The sequence below is a fragment of the Pseudomonas sp. BR20 genome (genome assembly GCF_050780135.1).
GTDB lineage: Bacteria > Pseudomonadota > Gammaproteobacteria > Pseudomonadales > Pseudomonadaceae > Aquipseudomonas.
The window spans coordinates 943,733-962,088 of sequence record NZ_CP172012.1; the positions used below are offsets into that span (position 1 = coordinate 943,733).

19 protein-coding genes are annotated in these 18,356 nt (G+C 61.5%); 6 read left to right on the forward strand and 13 right to left on the reverse strand.

Annotation, left to right across the window (positions count from 1 at the left end; translation table 11 throughout):
• Window positions 1-129 precede the first annotated feature (129 nt).
• The 3 genes from cueR to ACHPFG_RS04100 all read right to left on the reverse strand — a co-directional run bounded on the left by cueR (window position 130) and on the right by ACHPFG_RS04100 (window position 3,190).
• Window positions 130-531: a Cu(I)-responsive transcriptional regulator gene (gene cueR, locus ACHPFG_RS04090; RefSeq protein WP_131696676.1), complete on the reverse strand. Its 402-nt coding sequence runs from the start codon at window positions 529-531 to the stop codon at window positions 130-132.
• Window positions 528-2,744 carry a heavy metal translocating P-type ATPase gene (locus ACHPFG_RS04095; protein ID WP_431701663.1) on the reverse strand — a complete coding sequence of 739 codons (2,217 nt, stop codon included), beginning with the start codon at window positions 2,742-2,744 and terminating at the stop codon, window positions 528-530. The genes cueR and ACHPFG_RS04095 overlap by 4 nt, the downstream gene beginning before the upstream one ends.
• Before the next feature lie 65 nt (window positions 2,745-2,809).
• On the reverse strand, window positions 2,810-3,190 hold the full coding sequence (locus tag ACHPFG_RS04100; protein WP_145336101.1) for a hypothetical protein: 381 nt from the start codon (window positions 3,188-3,190) through the stop codon (window positions 2,810-2,812).
• Between the two features lie 147 nt (window positions 3,191-3,337).
• Between ACHPFG_RS04100 and ACHPFG_RS04105 the strand changes: the two genes are divergently transcribed.
• Together ACHPFG_RS04105 and ACHPFG_RS04110 are read left to right on the forward strand one after the other, a co-directional pair.
• Complete coding sequence (locus ACHPFG_RS04105; protein WP_053134724.1) at window positions 3,338-3,535, forward strand: heavy-metal-associated domain-containing protein; 198 nt, start codon at window positions 3,338-3,340, stop codon at window positions 3,533-3,535.
• Window positions 3,536-3,620: 85 nt separating this feature from the next.
• The gene (locus ACHPFG_RS04110; RefSeq protein ID WP_131696674.1) at window positions 3,621-4,814 is read left to right on the forward strand and encodes a multidrug effflux MFS transporter; all 1,194 of its coding nucleotides are present in this window, start codon (window positions 3,621-3,623) and stop codon (window positions 4,812-4,814) included.
• Window positions 4,815-4,822: 8 nt separating this feature from the next.
• On the opposite strand, the gene ACHPFG_RS04115 is transcribed toward ACHPFG_RS04110, so the two are convergent.
• From ACHPFG_RS04115 to ACHPFG_RS04125, 3 genes are all read right to left on the reverse strand, one after another.
• Window positions 4,823-5,005, reverse strand: a complete 183-nt coding sequence (locus ACHPFG_RS04115) for a hypothetical protein (RefSeq protein WP_131696673.1) — start codon at window positions 5,003-5,005, stop codon at window positions 4,823-4,825.
• Between the two features lie 147 nt (window positions 5,006-5,152).
• On the reverse strand, window positions 5,153-6,166 hold the full coding sequence (locus ACHPFG_RS04120; RefSeq protein WP_131696672.1) for a zinc-binding alcohol dehydrogenase family protein: 1,014 nt from the start codon (window positions 6,164-6,166) through the stop codon (window positions 5,153-5,155).
• 140 nt (window positions 6,167-6,306) lie between these two features.
• Window positions 6,307-6,600: a putative quinol monooxygenase gene (locus ACHPFG_RS04125; protein ID WP_431701664.1), complete on the reverse strand. Its 294-nt coding sequence runs from the start codon at window positions 6,598-6,600 to the stop codon at window positions 6,307-6,309.
• A gap of 115 nt (window positions 6,601-6,715) precedes the next feature.
• On the opposite strand from ACHPFG_RS04125, the gene ACHPFG_RS04130 reads away from it, so the two are divergent.
• Window positions 6,716-7,642: a LysR family transcriptional regulator gene (locus tag ACHPFG_RS04130; RefSeq protein ID WP_431701665.1), complete on the forward strand. Its 927-nt coding sequence runs from the start codon at window positions 6,716-6,718 to the stop codon at window positions 7,640-7,642.
• A gap of 137 nt (window positions 7,643-7,779) precedes the next feature.
• Window positions 7,780-8,475, forward strand: coding sequence for an ArsR/SmtB family transcription factor (locus tag ACHPFG_RS04135; RefSeq protein ID WP_167656889.1), 696 nt, complete (start codon window positions 7,780-7,782; stop codon window positions 8,473-8,475).
• 89 nt (window positions 8,476-8,564) lie between these two features.
• Here the strand turns inward: ACHPFG_RS04135 and ACHPFG_RS04140 are convergent, their stop codons facing one another.
• The gene (locus tag ACHPFG_RS04140) at window positions 8,565-9,518 is read right to left on the reverse strand and encodes an adenosine deaminase (protein WP_043051475.1); all 954 of its coding nucleotides are present in this window, start codon (window positions 9,516-9,518) and stop codon (window positions 8,565-8,567) included.
• 194 nt (window positions 9,519-9,712) lie between these two features.
• On the opposite strand from ACHPFG_RS04140, the gene ACHPFG_RS04145 reads away from it, so the two are divergent.
• A complete protein-coding gene (locus ACHPFG_RS04145; protein ID WP_431701666.1) occupies window positions 9,713-10,804 on the forward strand; it encodes a calcium:proton antiporter in 1,092 nt (363 codons plus the stop codon).
• 62 nt (window positions 10,805-10,866) lie between these two features.
• Here the strand turns inward: ACHPFG_RS04145 and ACHPFG_RS04150 are convergent, their stop codons facing one another.
• The 6 genes from ACHPFG_RS04150 to ACHPFG_RS04175 form a co-directional block, all read right to left on the reverse strand.
• A complete protein-coding gene (locus tag ACHPFG_RS04150) occupies window positions 10,867-12,225 on the reverse strand; it encodes an 8-oxoguanine deaminase (RefSeq protein ID WP_431701667.1) in 1,359 nt (452 codons plus the stop codon).
• Between the two features lie 146 nt (window positions 12,226-12,371).
• Window positions 12,372-13,058 carry an SDR family oxidoreductase gene (locus ACHPFG_RS04155; RefSeq protein WP_431701668.1) on the reverse strand — a complete coding sequence of 229 codons (687 nt, stop codon included), beginning with the start codon at window positions 13,056-13,058 and terminating at the stop codon, window positions 12,372-12,374.
• A 56-nt stretch (window positions 13,059-13,114) separates the two neighbouring features.
• Window positions 13,115-13,696 (reverse strand): YigZ family protein, encoded by a 582-nt coding sequence (locus tag ACHPFG_RS04160; RefSeq protein WP_131696665.1) that lies wholly within the window; start codon window positions 13,694-13,696, stop codon window positions 13,115-13,117.
• Window positions 13,697-13,708: 12 nt separating this feature from the next.
• The gene (locus ACHPFG_RS04165) at window positions 13,709-14,368 is read right to left on the reverse strand and encodes a TetR/AcrR family transcriptional regulator (protein WP_027607945.1); all 660 of its coding nucleotides are present in this window, start codon (window positions 14,366-14,368) and stop codon (window positions 13,709-13,711) included.
• Between the two features lie 87 nt (window positions 14,369-14,455).
• Complete coding sequence (locus ACHPFG_RS04170) at window positions 14,456-15,850, reverse strand: uracil-xanthine permease family protein (protein WP_431701669.1); 1,395 nt, start codon at window positions 15,848-15,850, stop codon at window positions 14,456-14,458.
• Between the two features lie 88 nt (window positions 15,851-15,938).
• Window positions 15,939-16,859 carry a LysR family transcriptional regulator gene (locus ACHPFG_RS04175; protein WP_027607943.1) on the reverse strand — a complete coding sequence of 307 codons (921 nt, stop codon included), beginning with the start codon at window positions 16,857-16,859 and terminating at the stop codon, window positions 15,939-15,941.
• Between the two features lie 126 nt (window positions 16,860-16,985).
• Between ACHPFG_RS04175 and ACHPFG_RS04180 the strand changes: the two genes are divergently transcribed.
• The gene (locus ACHPFG_RS04180; protein ID WP_027607942.1) at window positions 16,986-18,335 is read left to right on the forward strand and encodes an aspartate aminotransferase family protein; all 1,350 of its coding nucleotides are present in this window, start codon (window positions 16,986-16,988) and stop codon (window positions 18,333-18,335) included.
• The last annotated feature ends 21 nt before the right edge of the window (window positions 18,336-18,356 follow it).

An 18,356-nucleotide genomic window follows, 5' to 3' on the forward strand; every position in this document is an offset into this window, starting at 1 on the left:
ATTCGACTTGCTCCCGATGGCAGTGTGTCAGTCTCTATATCTGTAACTGACACACCGCTATCGGGAGCAAGTCGAATCGTCGCACCGCCCCTCCCACATTTGGTTTTGCATGCATTCAGATAGATTCCGTCACGCGCAGCAGCTTCCCGACGCCAACTCCTTGAGAATCGGACAATCCGGCCGGTGATCACCCTGGCAGTGTTCGACCAGGTCCTGCAACGTATCGCGCAGTTGCCCCAACTCCAGAATCTTCTGGTTCAGCTCATCGATATGTTGGCGCGCCAAGGCTTTCACATCGGCGCTGGCTCGCTGCCGGTCCTGCCACAGGGTCAGCAGTTTGCCGACCTCTTCCAATGAAAACCCCAGGTCCCGCGAGCGTTTGATAAACGCCAGGGTGTGCAGGTCATCGGCGCCGTAGATGCGGTAGCCGCTGTCGGTGCGATGGGCCGCTTTGAGCAGGCCGATGGATTCGTAGTAGCGAATCATTTTCGCGCTCAGCCCGCTTTGCCGGGCGGCTTGGCCGATGTTCATGGGCGTTGATCCTCCAAATCTGACGGTTTCCAAGTGCTTGGTTTCCAGGTTTTCAACAGCAAGGCATTGCTCACGACGCTGACGCTGGACAAGGCCATGGCCGCGCCCGCGAGCACCGGGTTGAGCAGGCCGAACGCGGCCAGGGGAATGCCGATCAAGTTATACACAAAGGCCCAGAACAGGTTCTGGCGGATTTTGGCGTAGGTCTTGCGGCTTATCTCCAGGGCGGCCGGGACCAGGCGTGGGTCGCCGCGCATCAGGGTGATACCGGCGGCATGCATGGCCACGTCGGTGCCGCCGCCCATGGCGATACCGATATCGGCGGCGGCCAGGGCCGGCGCGTCGTTGATGCCGTCGCCCACCATGGCTACCACGCCGGTTTTTTTCAGTTCGGCGACGGTGGCGGCTTTATCGGCTGGCAGGACTTCGGCGTGTACGTCGTCGATGCCCAACGCTTCGGCGACGACGCGGGCGCTGCCGCGATTGTCGCCGGTGAGCAAGTGACTGCTGATGTGTCGGGCCTTGAGTTGTGCCACCGCTTCCAGCGCGCCAGGCTTGAGCGTGTCACCAAAGGCAAACAGCCCGAGCACACGCGGTTGCGCGCCTTGCTCGATCAGCCAGGACAAGGTGCGGCCCTCGGCTTCCCAGGCCGTGGCGGAGTCGGCCAGCCCACCCGCGTCCAGGCCGCTTTCTTCCAGCAGGCGCCGATTTCCCAACGCCAGTTGGCGCCCGTCGAGGGTACCGGCAATGCCGCGCCCGGTCAGGGATTGGCTGGCACTTACATCCGCCACCGTCAGCCCTTGCTCGCTGCAAGCATCCAGCACGGCCTTGGCCAGCGGGTGTTCGCTGCCGCGTTGCAGCGCGCCGGCCTGTTGCAGCAGCAAGGCTTCATTGCCATCCACCGCGACCAAGTGGGCGATTTTTGGCGTGCCGGAGGTGAGGGTGCCGGTCTTGTCGAACACCACGGTGCTCACTTCATGGGCGCGCTCCAGCGCTTCGGCGTCCTTGATCAGGATGCCGTAGCGTGCGGCGACGCCGGTGCCGGCCATGATGGCGGTCGGTGTGGCCAGCCCGAGGGCGCAAGGGCAGGCGATCACCAGCACCGCCACGGCGTTGATGATCGCGGTCTCCAGCGGCGCACCGTATAACCACCACCCCACCAGCGTAATTAACGCCAGCACCAGCACGGTTGGCACGAATACCTGGCTGACTTTATCCACCAGCTTCTGGATCGGTGCCTTGGCGGCCTGGGCGTCTTCCACCAGGCGGATGATGCGTGCCAGTACGCTTTCGGCACCGAGTGCGGTGGTGCGCACCAGCAGGCGGCCTTCGCCATTGATGGCGCCGCCGGTCACGGCGTCGCCAGGTTGTTTCGGCACCGGCAGGCTTTCGCCGCTGATCAGCGCTTCATCGGCATGGCTTTGGCCTTCTACCACTTCGCCGTCCACCGGGAACCGCTCGCCGGGTTTGACCAGCACCCGGTCATCGAGCTTGAGCGCGCTGATGGCCACATCGTCCTCGCGGCCATCCTGTACACGAATGGCGCGTTCAGGGCGCAGGGCTTCCAGGGCGCGGATAGCGCTGGCGGTCTGGCGTTTGGCGCGGCTCTCCAGGTATTTACCGAGCAACACCAGGGCGATCACCACGGCCGACGCTTCGAAGTACAGATGGGGCATGGTGCCCACGGGCGCGGTCAGCCATTCATAGAGACTCAAGCCGTAACCGGCGCTGGTACCGATGGCCACCAGCAGGTCCATATTGCCGGCGCCGGCACGCACGGCTTTCCACGCCGCGATATAGAAACGCGCGCCGAAGATGAATTGCACAGGGGTCGCCAGGGCGAATTGCACCCAGGCCGGCAGCATCCAGTGCAGGCCGAAGGGTTGCACCAGCATCGGCAGCACCAGGGGCAATGCCAGCACAATCGCCAGCAGCAGCGACCAGCGCTCGCGGTGCAGGCGTTGGGCCTGATCGGCTTCGGTCTTGGTTTCGCTTTGCGGCAGGCTGGCGGTGTAGCCGGCTTTGTCGACGGCGGCGATCAGCACGGCCGGATCGATCTGGCCCAGCACTTCGACGTGGGCGCGCTCGTTGGCCAGGTTGACGCTGACGCTTTGCACCCCCGGCACTTTGCCCAGCGCGCGCTCGACACGCCCGGCACAGCTGGCGCAGGTCATGCCGCCGATGGGCAGGTCAAAGGTGATGGGTCCATTCATGGGGCAGTCCTCCAGAGAAGTTGCCCCTAGGATCAACCTTGACCTGTGGGGAAGGTCAAGCGTCTTCAGTATTCCAGTGCGGCGGGTTTGAGGTACATGCCGTCCTGGCCTTGGGCAATGCGTAATTTGCGTACGTCACCGGCCTTGAGCGTGATGTTCTGTGCCGGTGGTGCGAGCAGGCCCGGCAGGCAGCCCGCGGCCTGGCCTGGCAGCAGCTTGAGGCGCAGCGAAACATTGCCGGGCGCCAAGTTGAATGAGGTGGACTGTTCCTGGAACAGCCGGCCCGCGAGCTGGTCATTGAGGTACAGGCCGATCTCGCAATTGGTCGGTACTTCCAGGCGTTCGCGGGAAATGATCAGCACCGCATAGTCTTCTGCGGCGAGGGCCTGGGGCGCAGCGGCAGATAAGCTCATCAGGCCGACAAGGCCAAAAAACGACCAGCGCATGGCGAATGCTCCGTGGTTTGAATCAAAGATGGGTGAAGCTTGGCCGACGGCGCGGTGTAATACCAGCCCGGCCGAAAGTTTCAGAACTTGACCTTGCCATCGTGGCAAGGTCGAGACTGGGTTCAACCTCATCAAAGGAGTCATGTCATGCAAATATTCAGCGTTGAAGGAATGACCTGCGGCCATTGCGTTCGGGCGGTCACCCAGGCGGTGCAGAGCCAGGACCCCGCGGCCAGCGTGAAGGTCGACCTGGCGGCGAAAGAGGTGGGCGTCGAAAGCCGTCTGTCTGCCGATGAAGTGATTAGCCTGATCACCGAAGAGGGCTACACCGCCAAGCTGGCCTGACCCATTCAAATAGTTAGCGAGCTATCGTATTCAATGCACCCAAGCGCGGCTAAACTGTCGGGCTGCCGACACACTTGGGTGCCTGATGAACCTTCGCATAATCCTGATTCTGGGTGCCTTGAGCGCCTTCGCGCCGTTGGCGATCGACTTCTATCTGCCGGGCTTTCCTGCCATGGCGACGGCCTTCGGGACCGACGAAAAACATATCCAGTTGACCCTGGCGGTGTATTTCGCTGGCTTGGCCATCGGCCAGTTGATCTACGGCCCGCTGGCGGACCGCTTTGGTCGGCGCGGCCCGCTGCTCAGCGGCGTGACTCTGTTTACCCTGGCGTCCTTTGCCTGCGCGTATGCGCCGTCCCTGGAGTGGCTGATTGGCGCACGCTTCGTGCAGGCCCTGGGCGGTTGCGCGGGCATGGTGATTTCCCGTGCAGTGGTCAGTGACAAATGTGATGCGGTGGGCTCGGCCAAGGTGTACTCGCAACTGATGCTGGTGACCGGCCTGGCGCCGATCCTGGCGCCATTGGCGGGTGGTGTGATGGTCGGGTTGTGGGGCTGGCAGTCGATTTTCCTCGCGCTGTCGATCTTCAGCGTGATGGCGGCGATCGCCGTGGCGGTCGGTTTGCCGGAGACCTTTCCGGCCCATCAGCCGCGTCAACCCTTGTCCGGCTCGCTGCGTCGCTATGGTGCGCTGTTGTCAGACCGGGTCTACCTCGGTTACGCCCTGACCGGGGGCATTTCGATTGCCGGGATGTTTGCCTACATCGCCGGCTCCCCGTTCGTATTTATCAAACTCTATGGCGTGCCCGCTGAGCATTACGGCTGGCTGTTCGGCTCCAACGCCGCCGGCTTCATCCTGGTTGCACAGGTTAACGCGCGGCTGCTGGCCAAACGTGGCCCGGCGTTTCTGCTGTCGCGTACGGTGTGGGTTTATCTGCTGGCAGCGCTGTCACTGCTGGGTATCGCGGCCTTGCGCACCGATGCGCTATGGCCGTTGCTGGTACCGCTGTTCATCTGTATCGCCAGCCTGGGCTGCATTCTGCCCAACACCTCGGCCTGCGCCATGAGCGGGCAGGGCGCCCGGGCCGGCAGTGCGTCGGCCTTGCTCGGTTGCATTCAGTTTGGTGTGGCGGCAGGGGCGGCTTCGTTGGTGGGCGTGCTGCACGACGGCACGGCGATGCCGATGGCGATGGTCATCAGCTTGTGCGGGGTGTTGGCGGTGACGATTGCGATGTTGACCCAGCGCCTGCAACGGGCAAGGGCCACGCAGGCGCAGGGCTGAAATGCAGGTCAGCCAGCGGCGGAGCGTTGCTGGCTGAGTGGGAAACGGTGGGGGGCCCGGATACGGGCTTGCAGGGTATCGGCAAAGGCGCGGGCCTCGGCCTCGCTGCGGAAGGTGAACGCATCGCCGTCGAGACGAACCTGCCATTTGTTTCCTGGGGATTTTGCTAACGCTTTTATCAGGATTTTCATTGCTGACTTCCTCACGTAAAAGAATCGTGGCAAAGGCGGCCAATATAAACCCGAATACGCTCACAAATATGACAAAGATCAACTCTCTGACTAGTGGTGTCGTCCATCACTCACACGAATAACGGACGACACTGACAGACGTTATCTTCAGAACCCTTCCAGCACGATCTTGCCCTTGGCCTTGCCGCTTTCCAGCAGCGCATGGGCACGGCGCAGGTTCGCCGCATTGATCACACCGAAGTGCTCGCCCAGCGTGGTTTTCAAGGTGCCGGCGTCGATCAGTTCGGCCACGCGATTGAGCAGGTTGTGCTGTTCGATCATGTCCGGCGTCTCGAACATCGAGCGCGTGTACATGAACTCCCAATGCAGTGACAGGCTCTTGCGCTTGAGTTTGCTCACGTCCAGCGCCTTGGGGTCGTCGATCAGCGCCAGCTTGCCTTGGGGTTGCAGCGCTTCGACCAGTTGGTCCAGGTGATGCTCGGTTTGGGTCAGGCTGGCGACGTGGGTTACCTGCGGGTGGCCGGCTTGTTTCAACGCTTCGCTCAGCGGTTGGCTGTGGTCGATCACCAGGTCGGCGCCGAGTGCCTTGGTCCATTCCTGGGTTTCCGGGCGCGAGGCGGTGCCGATCACCGTCAGTGCGGTGAGCTGGCTGGCCAGTTGGGTCAGGATCGAACCCACACCACCGGCGGCGCCGACAATGAGCAGGCTCTGGCCTTCAGCCTCTTTACCTTCACGCACTTGCAGGCGTTCGAATAGCAGCTCCCAGGCGGTGATGGCGGTCAGCGGCAGCGCGGCGGCTTCGGCATAGCCCAGGCTCTTGGGCATGTGGCCGACAATGCGCTCATCGACGGTGTGCAGTTCGCTGTTAGCGCCTGGGCGTATCAGGGAACCCGCGTAGAACACCTTGTCGCCGACTTTGAACAGGCTCACTTCGCTGCCGACGGCCTTGACCACACCGGCCACGTCCCAGCCCAGCACTTTGGCCGCGCCGTTTTCGGGGGCGACGTTCTGGCGCACCTTGGTGTCCACCGGGTTGACCGAGATGGCTTTGACTTCCACCAGCAAGTCGCGGGGACCGGCAACGGGCTCCGGCAGCTGGATGTCTTGCAGGGATTTTTCATCGTTGATCGGCAGTGACGCGTAGTAGGCAATGGCTTTCATGGGGGCTCCGGTAAAGGCGTATTAACTGTAGGAGCGAGCTTGCTCGCGAAGATCGTCATCAATGACGCAGTCATTCTGGTTTGACGCGGCGTCTTTGAGTTTTTCGCGAGCAAGCTCGCTCCTACAGGAATGGGCGGTGATCAGGCGAGAAACTTCAGGCGCTTGAGTTCGAAGTGTTCGATGACATCAGCGGCTTTAGCGCGAAAACTTTGGATATGCGCGCTCTGGTCGTGGTCGGCCAGTGCTGCGTCATCGCTCCAGCGTTCGAGCATGTAGAAGGTCTCAGGGTGCTGCAGGTCCTGGTGCAGGTCGTATTGCTCGCAGCCGGCTTCAAGACGCGTGGGTTCCAGCAAGTCGCGCAGCAGCGGCTCCAAGAGGGCCTGTTGGCCAGGTTTGGCGATCAGCGTGGCGATGACGTTAAAGGCTGTGGACATGTTCAACTCCAGACACGTGATAACGGGATGGGTAGATGATTGGCCATTTCCCTGCAAGATAAAAGCGGCTAAAACAGCACTCTGTTTCAATAATATTTTGATAATGGGTGGGTGAATGCTGCGTTTTGACGATTTGCAGTTGTTTGTACGCGCGGCGGACCTGGGCAGTTTGTCGGCGGCGGCGCGGGTGATGGACCTGTCGCCCGCCGTGGCCAGCGCGGCGCTCAAGCGCATCGAACAGCAATTGGGCGCGCGTCTGCTGGCGCGCTCCACCCGCAGCCTGCGCCTGACCGCCGAAGGTGAAGGCTTCCTGCAATATGCCCGTGCTGCGCTGAGTTCCCTGGACGAAGGACGGCGCTTATTGGCCAGTGGTCAGGACCATGTCAGCGGGGTGTTGCAACTCTCGGCCCCTTCGGATTTCGGCCGCAACCAATTACTGCCCTGGCTGGACGAATTTCAGCACGAGTACCCGCAACTCACCGTACGCCTGCTGTTGGGGGATCGGATTGCCGACCTGTTCCGCCAGCCGGTGGACATTGCCCTGCGCTATGGCGAACCCGAAGACTCGAGTCTGATCGCCCTGCCCATCGCGCCGCACAACGTTCGTGTGTTATGCGCAGCCCCCAGCTACCTCGCGCGTTATGGCGAGCCGCGACACCTGGAGCAATTGGCTCAGCACAATTGCTTGCTTTACATGCTTGGCAGCCGAGTCCATGACCACTGGACCTTTCACGATGGCAAACGTGAAATCAGCCTCACAGTCAGTGGCGACCGCTTCAGCGATGATGCCGATGTGGTGCGCCGCTGGGCGGTGGCGGGCGTGGGCATTGCCTACAAATCCTGGCTGGATGTGAGCACCGATGTACTGGCCGGGCGCTTGCGCCTGGTCTTGCCTGAGTTGCGTGGCGAGCGCACACCGCTCAATTTGCTGTGCGCCCACCGGGCCCAGTTGAGCAAACCTATCAACCTGCTGCGGGAAATGCTCGTGTCGCGCTGTGCGATATTGACCGCTCAATTGCCGGAGCGATTGTGTACGACGTAATAGCCTCCATCACACAAGGAAATTTCACTCAGCTCCTGTCCCTACTCACGCTGTCAGACACCGCGGAACCGCTGGTTTACGCACCTATACTTTGGCGCCCACCGCATCAGAAAAATAATTCGATAGGGAGTGAATCGATGGAAGAAGCACCATGCATCAGTCAGATCGCCAGCTTGCTCGCCGAGCCCAAACGCACCGCCATGCTCTGGTCCCTGATGGACGGCTCGGCCAAGTCCTCGGAGGAATTGGCAACGCTTGCCGGGCTGTCACCCGCCTCGGCCAATGCCCATCTGGCACGACTGACGGGGAGTGGCTTGCTGCGTACCGAGGGCGGGCGTGGCAAGCGACTGTTCCGCGTGGCGGCTGCCGATGTCAGCGTCGCCATCGATGCCTTGGCCAGTACGACCCTGGCCAGCGCAGCACGTAGCGCACCGCATGCTTCACCGCCGGTGTTGGTGGCGCCGCCACTGTTGCGACATGCGCGGCTGTGCCAGGGCCACCTCGGCGGCGAAGTGGCGGCGCAGTTGTATGAGCGGATGTTGGCGGCGGGGTGGATCGAGCGTCATGAACAACGCATTGAAGTCACGGTCAAGGGCGCACGGCACTTGGCGGGCCTGGGTATTTACACCCAGGCGCTGGCGTCGCCACTGGTGTGCGACTGCTTCGATTGGAGCCAGCGGCAACCGCACCTGGGCGGCGCGCTGGGCGCGGGGCTGTTGCAGTTGTTCCTGCAATCGAACTGGATCAGCCTGGTCAACGAGTCCCGGGCGGTGCAGCTCAACGATAATGGGCTGGCAGAAATCGCCCGATTGGCCATGTCCGAACAACCCTAGCGCCGACGGTTACCGCCGCGTACTCCCTATCATCATCGCCCTGGATTTTTTCGATTCCATGGAACTGGCGATGATGACATTGCGTGCAGTCAGGGTTTTACCAGGCGCGCATCCAGGCTGTTCTGCGCCAGGCGTTTGGCCTGGTCCTGGGTCATGCCCAGCGAGGTGTACAGCGCGTGGAAGTTTTCGGTGACATAGCCGCCGAAGTACGCCGGGTCATCCGAGTTCACCGTTACCTTCACGCCACGTTCGAGCATGTCGAGGATGTTGTGCTGGGCCATGTCGTCGAACACGCAGAGCTTGGTGTTGGACAGCGGGCAAACGGTCAACGGGATCTGCTCGTCGATGATGCGCTGCATCAGGCGCTCGTCTTCGATGGCGCGTACGCCATGGTCGATACGCTGGATTTTCAGCAGGTCGATGGCTTCCCAGATGTACTCGGGCGGACCTTCTTCACCGGCGTGGGCGACGGTGAGGAAGCCTTCGTGTCGGGCACGGTCGAACACACGCTGGAACTTGCTCGGCGGATGACCCATTTCCGAACTGTCCAGGCCCACGGCCACGAACGCGTCACGGAACGGCAGTGCCTGGTCGAGGGTTTTCTCGGCTTCGGCTTCGCTCAGGTGACGCAGGAAGCTGAGGATCAAACCGCTGGTGATGCCCAGCTGCTGCTCGCCATCTTTGAGCGCGGCGGCGATGCCGTTGAGCACCACTTCGAACGGCACGCCACGGTCGGTGTGGGTTTGCGGGTCGAAGAAGGGTTCGGTGTGAATCACGTTCTGGGCTTTGCAGCGCAGCAGGTAGGCCCAGGTCAGGTCGTAGAAGTCCTGGGAGGTGCGCAGCACATCGGCGCCCTTGTAATACAGGTCGAGAAACTCTTGCAGGTTGTTGAAGGCATAGGCCTTGCGCAGGGTTTCGACGTCGTTCCACGGCAGCGCGATCTTGTTGCGCTCAGCCAGGGCGAACAGCAGCTCAGGCTCCAGCGAGCCCTCCAGGTGCAGGTGCAATTCAGCCTTGGGCAGGGCGTTGAGCCAATCGTACATTTTCTAAATTCTCATCAGGTGCAATGGCGGCATTCTACAGGCCATGGCTGAAATAATCGGCAAAACCTGACCAGCAGGAGAGTATTCGATTTGTTCACGCAAGGACCGTGTGAACTAAGGTGTAACGAAACGTTAGCGGCTTGGCGCAGTCTGTACCCCATCAATGACTGATTTGCCGTACTAAAAGGCCCGGAATGCTCACATCCCTCAAGCAAGAAAAATTCATGTTGCTGGCGCTGATTGCCGCCATCGCCGCCTACCCGTTGGAGCACTGGATGCTGCACAGGGGGCAAATGGTGGCGCTGTTGGCCGGCGTGGTGTTGATCGGTTTTATCGTGGTGGCATCGATGCGTGTGGCCCACCACGCCGAGCAACTCGCGGAAAAGGTCGGCGACCCCTACGGCACCATGATCCTGACCCTCGCCGCCGTGCTGGTGGAGGTGGTGATCCTGGCGATCATGATGAGCAACGAGCCGTCACCCACCTTGGTGCGCGACACCATTTATTCGGCGGTGATGCTCGATATCAACGGCATCCTCGGTCTGGCAGCGTTGATGGGCGGCATCAAGCATGGCGAACAGTCCTACAATGATGATTCGGCACGTACCTACAGCGTAATGATCCTGACCGCCATGGGCGTGTCGATGGTGGTGCCGGAATTTATCCCCGAAGCCGACTGGAGGATTTACTCGGCCTTCACCATCGGCGCGATGGTGGTGCTCTACACTTTGTTCCTGCGCATGCAGGTGGGGCCGCACAGTTATTTCTTCAGCTATAGCTACCCGGAAAAGCGCCGCAAGAAACTGCCGGAGGAAGAGCATTCGCCGCCGGTGAACCTGGCGTTTTCCATCGGTACCCTGGTGTTCGGCGTGATTGTGATTGGTGCGCTGGCCGAGGTGATGTCCAAGACCCTCGACCTAGGCCTGGAAGGCACGGGCGCACCGCCGGTGATCACGGCGATCGTGGTGGCGGCTATTTCGGCGGCACCGGAGATTCTGACGGCCTTGCGTGCTGCGCTGGCCAACCGCATGCAGTCGGTGGTGAACATTGCCCTGGGCGCGTCGTTGTCGACGGTGATCCTGACGGTGCCGGTGATGGAAGCCATGGCGCTCTACACCGGCCAGCCGTTCCAGATGGCGATGACGCCGGTGCAAACGGTGATGGTGTTGATCACGCTGATTGTCAGCGCGATCAACCTCAACGATGGCGAAACCAATGCCATCGAAGGGATGACCCATTTTGTGTTGTTTGCGACCTTTATCATGTTGTCGCTGTTGGGCTTGTAAGCACCGCGCACTCCAATGTGGGAGGAGGCAAGCCCTCTCCCACATTTTGACCGGTGTTTGACTCAGGTTCCGGCGATCAGCTGCCGCGCCGCCTGGCTGTGATCGGCGATCAAGCCTTTCAGGTCCAGGCCTTCCACCTGCCCGTCGATGACCCGCCATTTGCCGCCGATCATCACCCGGTCCGCCCGATCCGCGCCGCACAGCAGCAGTGCGGAGATCGGGTCATGGCTGCCGGAGAAACGCAGGTCATCCAGTTTGAACAGCGCCAGGTCGGCCTGTTTGCCTGCGGCCAGTTCACCGATATCCGTACGCCCCAGTAGTTGCGCCGATCCTTTGGTCGCCCAACCCAGCACGCCTTCGGGGGTGATCTTTTCGGCGCCGTAACGCAGGCGCTGGATGTACAGGGCCTGACGGGTTTCGAGGATCATGTTCGACGCATCGTTGGAGGCAGAGCCGTCCACACCCAGGCCGATGGGCGCGCCGGCAGAGATCAGGTCCAGGGTCGGGCAGATGCCGGAGGCCAGGCGCATGTTGGAACTTGGGCAATGGCAGATACCCGTACCGGCGGCGCCAAGGCGCGCAATTTCATCCGGGTTGAAGTGAATGCCATGGGCCAGCCAGGTGCGCGGGCCGAGCCAGCCGACGCTGTCCAGGTAATCCACCGTGCGCAGGCCGAAGCGCTGCAGGCAGAAATCCTCTTCGTCGAGGGTTTCGGCCAGGTGGGTGTGCAGGCGCACATCCAGGCTGTTGGCCAGTTCGGCGCTGGCCTGCATGATTTGCGGGGTGACGGAAAACGGTGAGCAGGGTGCCAGGGCAATCTGGATCTGCGCACCGTCGCCGCGCTGGTGGTATTCGCGGATCAGGCGCTGGCTGTCGTCGAGGATGACCTGGCCCTGTTGCACCGTCTGTTGCGGTGGCAGGCCGCCGTCGGCTTCGCCCAGGCTCATGGAGCCACGGGTGAGCATGGCGCGCATGCCCAGTTCGCGCACGCTGTCGACTTGCACATCGATGGCGTTTTCCAGGCCTTCGGGGAACAGATAGTGGTGGTCTGCCGCCGTGGTGCAGCCCGAGAGCAGCAACTCCGCGAGTGCCACCTTCGACGCCAGGGCGAGTTTTTCCGGAGTCAGTCGCGCCCAGACCGGGTACAGGGTTTTCAACCAGGGAAACAATGGCTGATTGACTACCGGCGCCCAGGCGCGGGTCAGGGTTTGATAGAAGTGATGGTGGGTGTTGATCAGCCCGGGCAGTACCACATGCTCACGCGCATCGAACACTTGGGCGCAGGGCTGTGCGGGCTCTTGGCCTTGGGCCAGCACTTCGGTGATCACACCGTCTTGCAGCACCAGGCCGCCACGGGCGTCGAGGCCGTTGGCGGTGAAAATCGCGAGGGGGTTTTTTAACCAGATACGGGTCGCAGGCATTGGCCGGCTCCTCTGAATAATGGGTTCAGGTTTGCCAGCTCAGTGATGCCCTGTCTGCTGATCCAGGGTCGCCGGTGAGGGCGAGGTGGGCAGTCTACGCGTGGATCGTTATCGACGGCAATCGCTCGATAACGACCCTGTGCGGCTTACCAGGCGATGGTGTCGCCTTTGTAGTCCACGAAGTGATGGCCGCCCTTACCGGTGTAGGCGTTCACTTGGTCCACCAGGCCGCGCACGCTGGTGTCGACATCAATGTGCGCGTTTTCGCCGCCCATGTCGGTCTTCACCCAGCCAGGGTGCAGCGACAGCACGGTGAGTTTGTGATCGCCCAGTTGGGTAATGAAGCTGTTGGTCATGGAGTTGAGTGCGGCCTTGCTGGCCTTGTACAGCGCCAGGTCCGAGCCGTCGGGGATGGTCACGCTGCCCAGCACCGAACTCATGAACGCCAGCACGCCGCTGTCCTTGCGGATCTGCCCGACGAAGCGCTGGGCCAGGTTGATCGGCGCCACGGCGTTGGTGAAGAACAGCTGGCCGACTTCCGCCAGGGTGGCATGGCCAGGTTCTTGATTGGCGGGGCCCTTGACGCCTGCGTTGACGAACAACAAGTCGAAGGTGCGGTCCTTGAGGCGTTGGTTCAGGGCGATCACGGCCTGCTGATCGTCCATGTCGAGTTTCTCGATCTGCACCGGGCCCACGGCTTTCAGGGCATCGGCCTTGTTCGGGTCACGCACGGTGGCGGTCACGTCCCAGCCGTCCTGGAGCAATTGTTTGACCAGGCCAAGGCCCAGCCCGCGTGAGGCGCCGATGATCAGTGCGGTTTTTGGCATAGGCATGAAGGCTTCCTTTAAAAGTCGCGGTTCAGGGTGTTCAGCAGACAACATTAGCAGTTTCAGCGTTGCAGCAGGATGCGCCCACGGCTCAGGTCGGCGAGCTGGGTTTGCAGGGTGTCGATGTGGGCTTCGCCCAGGGCCAGTTGTAACTCCACGCCATTGGCGGTGAAGGTTTCTTCCAGCACCAGCCCGCCCAACTCGGCGACGCGCAGTTTGACCAGGTTCAACTCGGAGAAAGCGCAGGCGCAACTCAGCGGCACGCGGCTGATCAGTTCGATGCGCTCGGCATTTTGCAGGCACTTGTTCGCACCGCCACCATAAGCGCGGGCCAGGCCGCCGGTACCGAGTTGTATGCCGCCATACCAGCGAATCACCAGCACTGCGACCTGATCAAAACCTTGGGCCTCGATGGCCGCCAGGATCGGCCGCCCTGCGGTGCCGCCGGGTTCGCCGTCGTCACTGCTGCGGTATTGATCGGCCAGCTTCCAGGCCCAGCAGTTGTGCGTGGCGTTGAGGTCGCTGTGCTGCTCGAAAAATGCCTGGGCTTCTTGCGGGCTGGTGATCGGTGCGGCCAGGGTAATGAAGCGGCTTTTGCGAATTTCTTCGCGGAACTCGCAAAGGCCGGTGAGCGTGAAAGACATAAATAGCTTCGTCTAGAGGGCCGGCTTGATGCCGCAGCCCTTGAGAATGATGTGGATCAGGTTGGTGCCGGCGTCTTCCATATCTTGCTTGGTCAGCTTGGTGCGACCGGTGACGCGGCAGATCTGGGTGGCGAAGTCGGCGTAGTGCTGAGTGCTGCCCCACAACAGGAAGATCAGGTGCACGGGGTCGATGGGGTCCATCTTGCCGGCGTCGATCCAGGCCTGGAACACCGCCGCCCGACCACTGAACCAGGCGCGGTAATCCTGGCTGAAGTATTCGGTCAGGCATTCGCCGCCGCTGATGATCTCCATGGCGAAGATCCGCGAGGCCTGGGGCTGGCGCCGCGAAAACTCCATCTTGGTGCGGATGTAACGGGAGAGGGCCACGGCCGGGTCGTCCTCGGCGGTCAGCGTGTTGAAGGTGCTGTCCCACAGTTCGAGGATATTGCTGAGCACTGCGATATACAGGCCCAGCTTGTTCGTGAAGTAGTAGTGCAAGTTGGCTTTGGGCAGCCCGGCGCTGGCAGCAATGGTGTTCATGCTGGTGCCCTTGTAGCCATGGCGCGCGAACTCATCTTCAGCAGCCTGGAGAATCGCTTGTTCGTTCTTTTGCCGAATGCGGCTGGCTGGCTTACCGGCGTGGTTGCTGTGGGCAGGAACTTCGAGGCTCATGGAGGTTTCCGTGCTGATCGATAGAGACGACGTGTGCACAGATAACCCACCCTCAAGCCTCAGACAAGTCCCGATGCAATAAAACCGTCAAAGCGGTTCCAGGGTGTCGCTTTCCTGCGCGTGGTTTGCGGCAGGAGCGGGCACCTTGGATTCCGGCAGTAACAGGCACAACACGATGGCGGTCAGGCCGCCGCTGGTGATGGCTGAGTCGAACAGGTTCTGCACCAGGGTTGGCATCAGGTGCAGCAGGTTCGGTTGTGCGGCGATGCCCAGGCCGACGCCGAACGAGGTGGCGATGATCAGCATGCTGCGACGGTCCAGGGGGGCCTGGGCGAGGATGCGTACGCCGGCGGCGGCCACACTGCCGAACATCACCAGGGTTGCGCCGCCCAACACGGGCTTGGGGATTTGTTGCAGCACGGCACCGATCAACGGGAACAAACCCAGGCAGAACAGCACCACGCCGATGTACAGGCCGACGTATCGGCTGGCCACGCCGGTCAGTTGGATCACGCCGTTGTTCTGGGCAAAGGTGGTGTTGGGGAAGGCGCTGAACGTGGCGGCGATCATGCAACTGACGCCATCGCCGAGGACGCCGCCTTTGAGTCGGCTTATATAGGAAGGCCCGCTGATGGGCTGGCGCGCGATCATGCAGTTGGCGGTGAGGTCGCCGACGGTTTCGATGCTGCTGATCAGATAAATCAGCGCGATCGGCAGGAAGGCGCTCCAGTCGAAGTTGAAGCCGAATCGAAAGGGGATCGGCAGGCTGACTAAAGGCAAGTCGCCCAGTGCCTGGGGGACCAGCTTGCCGCTGAACCAGGCCGCGAGGCTGCCGAGGGCGAGACCGATGATGATCGCCGAGAGGCGCACCCAGGGTGTGTTGGAGCGGTTGAGCAAGATGATAGTCAGCACCACGAACAAGCCCAGGGCAAGGTTGGTCGGTGCGCCGAAGTCCGGTGCGTTGAAACCGCCGCCCAGGTCAGTGATACCGACCTTGATCAGGCTGATGCCGATCAGGGTAATGACAATCCCGGTCACGAGCGGGGTGATCACTCGGCGCAGTTGACCAATAAAGCGGCTGAGAATGATCTGCACTGCAGCGCCGAAAAAGCACACGCCGAAGATCATCGCCATGATGTCTTCCGAGCTGCCGCCGCGTTGCTTGACCAGAAAGCCGGCCGACAGCACTGCGCCGAGAAACGCAAAGCTGGTGCCTTGCAGGCAGATCATCCCGGCGCCGATCCCAAATGGCCTACGGGCCTGAATGAATGTGCCGACGCCGGACACCATTAACGCCATGCTGATCAGGTAGGGCAAGTGTGCGGTCAGGCCCAGGGTGGAGCCGATGATCAGCGGTGGCGTGATGATGCCGACAAAGGCGGCCAGCACATGTTGCAGTGCGGCCAGCAAGGCAGGGGCGGGTTTGGGGCGGTCATTGAGACCGTAGATCAGGTCACTGGGGCTGGAGGATTCTGGTGGCATGGCAAGCAAACTCGAGGCGGACGGTTCTAGGTCCTGGTGTCCTTGCAAAAAGCTGTCCAGGTGCTCAGCTTTTTGCGTAAGGCCCGAGTTAGCGCGTTGCTGCCAGGCTTTCCAAGAAGCTTTCCAGCACCAAATGAGGGCGACGGCCTTTGCGCGTGACCGATGCGAGGCTTAAATCGTAAAAGCGCGTAGCCGGTTTCAGCGCGCGCAGTCGGCCTTGTTGCACCCATAGGCTCGCGTAGTGGTCGGGCAAGTAACCGATGTAGCGACCGGTGAGAATCAGGAATGCCATGCCTTCGCGGTCCGAGGCGCTGGCGGTGCAGTTGAGTGCCTGGTAATGGGCCTGGATCTCGGCGGGCAGGCGGAAGGTGGGGGCGATGGCGTCCTGGGCGTCGATGCGCTCGTCGCCCAGTTGCTTGTCGTCGGCATAAAACAGGGGGTGGCCAACCGCGCAGTAAAGCAGTGAGCGTTCGCTGTACAGCGCCTGGTATTCCAGGCCGGACAGGGCGCTGGCCTGGGGCACCACACCGACATGCAGGCGGCCGTCGAGTACGCCTTGTTCGACTTCATTGGGGGCGATCATGCGGATCTGGATTTGCACGTCCGGCCCCCGTTCCTTCAACTGTGCCAGGGCGTGGGTGATGCGCATGTGGGGCAGCGTGACCAGGTTGTCGGTGAGGCCAATGATCAACTCGCCGCGCAAATGCTGGTGCAGGCCGTTGACCTCGGTGCGGAAACTTTCCAGGGCGCTTAGTAGTTGCAGGGCCGATTGGTAGACCTCGCGGCCTTCTTCGGTCAGCGAGAAACCGGCACGGCCGCGTTGGCAAAGTCTTAATCCGAGCCGCTGCTCAAGATCGCTCATTTGCTGGCTGATGGCGGAGCGGCCGATGCCAAGCACGGTTTCCGCCGCCGAGAAGCCGCCGCACTCCACGACGCTGCGAAAGATGCGCAACAGGCGGATATCGAAGTCGCTGACTTGGGCCAGGGGATCGGGTCGACGGCTGCTCATAGTTTAGTGAAGGCCTGACTGAAGGTTAGAAGAGTTGGATTTCACCGACTTTATGCTCGTGGCAATTTAGCTGCAACAACGCTTTTTCAATCCCGACGCTGCCTGTTGCCCTGCGAGGTTTTGCTGATGAACATGCCCGAAAACGCCCCATCGTCCCTGGCCAGCCAATTGAAGTTGGACGCTCACTGGATGCCTTACACCGCCAACCGTAACTTTCAGCGTGACCCGCGTCTGATCGTAGCCGCCGAAGGCAGCTGGTTGACCGATGACAAGGGGCGCAAGGTGTACGACTCGTTGTCGGGCCTGTGGACCTGTGGCGCCGGGCATACGCGCAAGGAAATCCAGGAGGCGGTCGCCAAGCAACTGGGCACGCTGGACTACTCCCCAGGCTTCCAGTACGGCCATCCATTGTCTTTCCAACTGGCGGAAAAGATCACCGATTTGACCCCAGGCAACCTGAATCACGTGTTCTTCACCGACTCCGGTTCCGAGTGCGCCGATACTGCGGTGAAGATGGTGCGTGCCTACTGGCGCCTGAAGGGCCAGGCCACCAAGACCAAGATGATCGGCCGCGCCCGTGGTTATCACGGTGTGAACATCGCCGGTACCAGCCTGGGCGGCGTCAACGGCAACCGTAAGATGTTTGGTCAGGCGATGATGGACGTTGACCATCTGCCTCACACCTTGCTGGCGAGCAATGCTTTCTCTCGCGGCATGCCGGAGCAGGGCGGTATCGCCTTGGCTGATGAGTTGCTCAAGCTGATCGAACTGCACGACGCTTCCAATATCGCTGCAGTGTTTGTCGAACCCATGGCGGGTTCCGCTGGCGTGCTGGTACCGCCACAGGGCTATCTCAAGCGTCTGCGTGAAATCTGCGACCAGCACAATATCTTGTTGGTGTTCGACGAAGTGATCACCGGCTTCGGTCGTACCGGCTCGATGTTCGGCGCTGACAGCTTCGGCGTGACCCCGGACCTGATGTGCATCGCCAAGCAGGTCACCAACGGTGCGATCCCTATGGGTGCGGTGATTGCCAGCAGCGAGATTTATCAGACCTTCATGAACCAGGCCACGCCGGAGTACGCAGTGGAATTCCCCCACGGCTACACCTATTCGGCGCACCCGGTTGCCTGCGCGGCGGGCCTGGCGGCATTGGACCTGTTGCAGAAGGAAAACCTGGTGCAGAGCGTGGCCGAAGTCGCGCCGCACTTTGAGAATGCGCTGCACGGTTTGAAGGGCAGCAAGAACGTGATCGACATCCGTAACTACGGCCTGGCCGGTGCGATCCAGATTGCCCCACGTGACGGTGATGCCATCGTGCGTCCATTCGAGGCCGGCATGGCTCTGTGGAAAGCGGGCTTCTATGTGCGCTTTGGCGGTGACACCCTGCAGTTCGGGCCAACCTTCAACAGCAAGCCGCAGGACCTGGATCGCCTGTTCGATGCGGTCGGCGAAGTGCTGAACAAGATCGACTGATTTCTCCTTCTATATAGAACA

Coding starts and splice junctions, on each gene's coding strand:
- cueR (WP_131696676.1), bottom strand. CDS start 531: ATGAACATCGGCCAAGCCGCCCGGCAAAGCGGGCTGAGCGCGAAAATG.
- ACHPFG_RS04095 (WP_431701663.1), bottom strand. CDS start 2,744: ATGAATGGACCCATCACCTTTGACCTGCCCATCGGCGGCATGACCTGC.
- ACHPFG_RS04100 (WP_145336101.1), bottom strand. CDS start 3,190: ATGCGCTGGTCGTTTTTTGGCCTTGTCGGCCTGATGAGCTTATCTGCC.
- ACHPFG_RS04105 (WP_053134724.1), top strand. CDS start 3,338: ATGCAAATATTCAGCGTTGAAGGAATGACCTGCGGCCATTGCGTTCGG.
- ACHPFG_RS04110 (WP_131696674.1), top strand. CDS start 3,621: ATGAACCTTCGCATAATCCTGATTCTGGGTGCCTTGAGCGCCTTCGCG.
- ACHPFG_RS04115 (WP_131696673.1), bottom strand. CDS start 5,005: ATGAAAATCCTGATAAAAGCGTTAGCAAAATCCCCAGGAAACAAATGG.
- ACHPFG_RS04120 (WP_131696672.1), bottom strand. CDS start 6,166: ATGAAAGCCATTGCCTACTACGCGTCACTGCCGATCAACGATGAAAAA.
- ACHPFG_RS04125 (WP_431701664.1), bottom strand. CDS start 6,600: ATGTCCACAGCCTTTAACGTCATCGCCACGCTGATCGCCAAACCTGGC.
- ACHPFG_RS04130 (WP_431701665.1), top strand. CDS start 6,716: ATGCTGCGTTTTGACGATTTGCAGTTGTTTGTACGCGCGGCGGACCTG.
- ACHPFG_RS04135 (WP_167656889.1), top strand. CDS start 7,780: ATGGAAGAAGCACCATGCATCAGTCAGATCGCCAGCTTGCTCGCCGAG.
- ACHPFG_RS04140 (WP_043051475.1), bottom strand. CDS start 9,518: ATGTACGATTGGCTCAACGCCCTGCCCAAGGCTGAATTGCACCTGCAC.
- ACHPFG_RS04145 (WP_431701666.1), top strand. CDS start 9,713: ATGCTCACATCCCTCAAGCAAGAAAAATTCATGTTGCTGGCGCTGATT.
- ACHPFG_RS04150 (WP_431701667.1), bottom strand. CDS start 12,225: ATGCCTGCGACCCGTATCTGGTTAAAAAACCCCCTCGCGATTTTCACC.
- ACHPFG_RS04155 (WP_431701668.1), bottom strand. CDS start 13,058: ATGCCTATGCCAAAAACCGCACTGATCATCGGCGCCTCACGCGGGCTG.
- ACHPFG_RS04160 (WP_131696665.1), bottom strand. CDS start 13,696: ATGTCTTTCACGCTCACCGGCCTTTGCGAGTTCCGCGAAGAAATTCGC.
- ACHPFG_RS04165 (WP_027607945.1), bottom strand. CDS start 14,368: ATGAGCCTCGAAGTTCCTGCCCACAGCAACCACGCCGGTAAGCCAGCC.
- ACHPFG_RS04170 (WP_431701669.1), bottom strand. CDS start 15,850: ATGCCACCAGAATCCTCCAGCCCCAGTGACCTGATCTACGGTCTCAAT.
- ACHPFG_RS04175 (WP_027607943.1), bottom strand. CDS start 16,859: ATGAGCAGCCGTCGACCCGATCCCCTGGCCCAAGTCAGCGACTTCGAT.
- ACHPFG_RS04180 (WP_027607942.1), top strand. CDS start 16,986: ATGAACATGCCCGAAAACGCCCCATCGTCCCTGGCCAGCCAATTGAAG.